The 1,763-nt window shown below is 44.5% G+C and carries 1 protein-coding gene; it reads left to right on the forward strand.

What is annotated here, in order from left to right; all coding sequences use genetic code 11:
- The first annotated feature begins 85 nt into the window (after positions 1-85).
- A complete protein-coding gene (locus T504_RS0112085) occupies positions 86-1,711 on the forward strand; it encodes an IS1182 family transposase (RefSeq protein WP_028129788.1) in 1,626 nt (541 codons plus the stop codon).
- The last annotated feature ends 52 nt before the right edge of the window (positions 1,712-1,763 follow it).

Genomic DNA, 1,763 nt, shown 5'->3' on the forward strand with positions numbered 1-1,763 from the left:
AATGTGACGTGCAGCAGTCCTTTTTCATGTGCAAAAAAATAATCCCGGGGCTTGAATGCCTCGGGATTAGGTGTAGAATTTAGATATGCAAAAACCAAATTCACAAAAAGATTATACGTCTTTTGAAGGAAGCTATCAAGTATTTCTTCCATTTAATCTTGAATTTCAGATTGGCAAAGATGACCCCGTCCGCCTGCTTCGCCATTGTATTGGGGGTATGGATATTACGGCACTGGAAAAGACCTATCAGCGAATAAATCGAAATTTGGCGTCGCCAAGGCAGATGTTGGCCATCATTGTCTATGCCGGAATGAATCATATTTTCAGTTCTCGCAGAATAGAACTTGCCTGCAGGCGGGATATCAATTTCATGTACCTGCTGGAGGGGAAGCCTGTGCCTGACCATACAACCATCGCCCGGTTCCGTTCCAAACATTTGGCTTCCTGCATTAAGGAACTGTTTGCCCAGATGGACTTCATGCTGGAAGATATGGGGGCTATTTCCCTACTGGACATTTTCATCGATGGAACAAAAATCGAATCCGTTGCCAACAAATACAAGTTTGTCTGGAAAAAGTCTGTTCAAAAGAATCAAGCCAAGCTTATGGAAAAGATGCCGGACTTCGTGGACAAAGTCAAGGAAGATTTTTCGGTTTCCCTCTCACATGGCAAAGATATCCAACTGCACCATCTAAAGAAGCTGCGCCGCAAATTGAAATTCCGGCAGAAAGAGCAGGGAATCCAGTTTGTCCATGGAATTGGGAAACGCAAAACTAGCCTGCAGAAAACCATGGAACAGCTGGACGAGTTCATCGCCCGGCTCAAGAAATACAACAAATACTTGCACATCATGGGAAAACGCAACAGTTTTGCCAAAACAGACACAGACGCTACATTTATGCGGATGAAAGAAGATGCCATGAAAAACGGCCAGCTAAAACCTGCCTACAACATCCAGTACGGCACGGATTCTGAATTTGTTACATGGGCTACAGTTGGCCCGCAGCCAACGGACACCACAACCCTGATTCCCTTTTTGCAGGAAATTGAACACTATACACACAAACGTTACCGTAATGTTGTAGCAGATTCAGGCTATGAAAGCGAGGAAAACTATCTTTACCTCGAAACACACCAACAGCATTCTTTTATCAAGCCCAGTAACTACGAAAAAAGCAAGACCCGAAAATGGAAACAGGACATTGGCCGCAGAGAAAACATGACCTATCTGGCTGATGAGGATGCCTACCTCTGTGTCCAAGGCAGAAAGCTGACTGTAACCAAGGAATTTACCCGCAAAAGCAAAACCGGATTTCAAAGCAAGATAACCCATTACAGCTGCGAAAATTGCAAGGACTGTCCGGTAAAAAGTCAGTGCATACATGGAAATCACTGCAAAACGCCACTGGAAGAACGAACCAAGAATATAGAAGTATCCAAACGGTTCCAGCGCCAACGGCAGGAAGATTTGGAACGGATAACCTCGCAGAAAGGCATCCAATTGCGTGTAAATCGCAGCATTCAGGCAGAAGGAGCCTTTGCCGTGGTAAAAGCGGATATGAGCTTCCGCCGATTTTTAACCCGTGGCAATAAAAATGTCCTTGTGGAAACGATGCTGCTTGCAATGGCTTATAACATTCAAAAGCTGCATTGCAAAATACAGGCAGAAAAGCTTAACCGGCACTTAATCCCTGTGGATAACGCTGCTTAAAAAATCAAAGAGCGCAAGAAACAAAGACGATTTTCAGACCGTCTGGTGTCTT

This window comes from Selenomonas sp. ND2010 (assembly GCF_000702005.1).
Classification (GTDB): Bacteria; Bacillota; Negativicutes; order Selenomonadales; family Selenomonadaceae; genus Selenomonas_A.